Raw genomic sequence first — 378 nt, forward strand, 5'->3', positions numbered from 1 at the left:
ATATCGACAGCGTCGAACTGGCTCCGCTGCCGGCCTATCAGAAGGCCGATGGCACGCTGATCTTCGATCCCTATCGCAACAAGCGGAGCAACAACCTGTGGGCCGGCAAGCTCCAGCTCGAATATCGCCCGAACTCCGACACCCTTGTCTATGTCGGCGTCAATCGCGGCGTGAAGGGCGGGGCCTACAACGCCAAGTACCAGGACGGCAGCCTCCCGCTTCTCGAATCCCAGATGGCCTACGGACCCGAAACGCTGTGGTCCTACGAAGCGGGCGTGAAGGCGACCTTGCTGGATGGCGCAGTCGTCGCCAATCTCGCGGCCTTCTATTATGACTACAAGAACTACCAGGCGTTCCTGTTCGTAAACTCGTCGGGTC

The 378-nt window shown here is 60.1% G+C and carries 1 protein-coding gene; it reads left to right on the forward strand.

Translation table 11 applies throughout. The features are described from left to right. The coding region (locus MRBLMA1_RS22360) for a TonB-dependent receptor (RefSeq protein WP_363738976.1) at positions 1 to 378 on the forward strand (378 nt) is incomplete at both ends.

This window comes from Sphingobium sp. LMA1-1-1.1, from assembly GCF_040676365.1.
In the GTDB taxonomy this organism is placed as follows: Bacteria; Pseudomonadota; Alphaproteobacteria; order Sphingomonadales; family Sphingomonadaceae; genus Sphingobium.